A 595-nucleotide genomic window follows, 5' to 3' on the forward strand; every position below is an offset into this window, starting at 1 on the left:
GGAATCCAGCGACAGGCTCTGAAGTCCCGGTTGGATTCCGGGTTCGCGCCTGCGGCGCGCCCCGGAATGACCGGAGCGGAGAATCTCAGAACGGCCAGATCCCCGCCGGCAGGCCGAGGCCCAGCGCGTACTGGAACACGGCGAACAGCGCGAGGCTGGCGCCGCAGCCGGAGAGCGCGGCGCGCCACCACGGCATGCCGGCCAGCACCGCGAACAGCACGCTCAGCATCACCGCGACGGTCGGCACGAAGCCCACCGGAATGAAAGCGAGCGCGGCGGCGAGCAGCATCGCCAGGCAGACCGCGGCCTTGCGGTTGGCCAGCACGACCGCGGTCGCGTCGTGCTCGCGCAGCGCGCGGAGCGCACAGGCGAGCCCGAGCCCGACCAGCGCGAGGCCGAGCACGAAGGGCATGAAGCCCGGCCCCGGATTGCCGACCTCGCCGCGCGGTATCGGCCACGCCATGATCGCCAGCGCGACGCCGGCGACGGCGAGCGCCAGCCCGACCGCCGCGTCGCCCGCCCAGCGCGGAAGCGAGAGCCCGGTCATGAGAGAGCCCTCTGCGCTCCACAAAGCCCGTCATTCCGGGGCGCCGCC

1 protein-coding gene is annotated in these 595 nt (G+C 73.6%); it reads right to left on the bottom strand.

The features are described 5' to 3' along the window. Positions 1-85: 85 nt before the first annotated feature. Positions 86-547 (bottom strand): tripartite tricarboxylate transporter TctB family protein, encoded by a 462-nt coding sequence (locus tag CH341_RS31805; RefSeq protein WP_111423733.1) that lies wholly within the window; start codon positions 545-547, stop codon positions 86-88. Positions 548-595 lie beyond the last annotated feature (48 nt).

It is taken from the genome of Rhodoplanes roseus, from assembly GCF_003258865.1.
In the GTDB taxonomy this organism is placed as follows: Bacteria; Pseudomonadota; Alphaproteobacteria; order Rhizobiales; family Xanthobacteraceae; genus Rhodoplanes; species Rhodoplanes roseus.

Bases quoted from the DNA above. Each gene is read 5' to 3' on its own strand.
- CH341_RS31805 (WP_111423733.1), bottom strand. From the start codon at position 547: ATGACCGGGCTCTCGCTTCCGCGCTGGGCGGGCGACGCGGCGGTCGGG.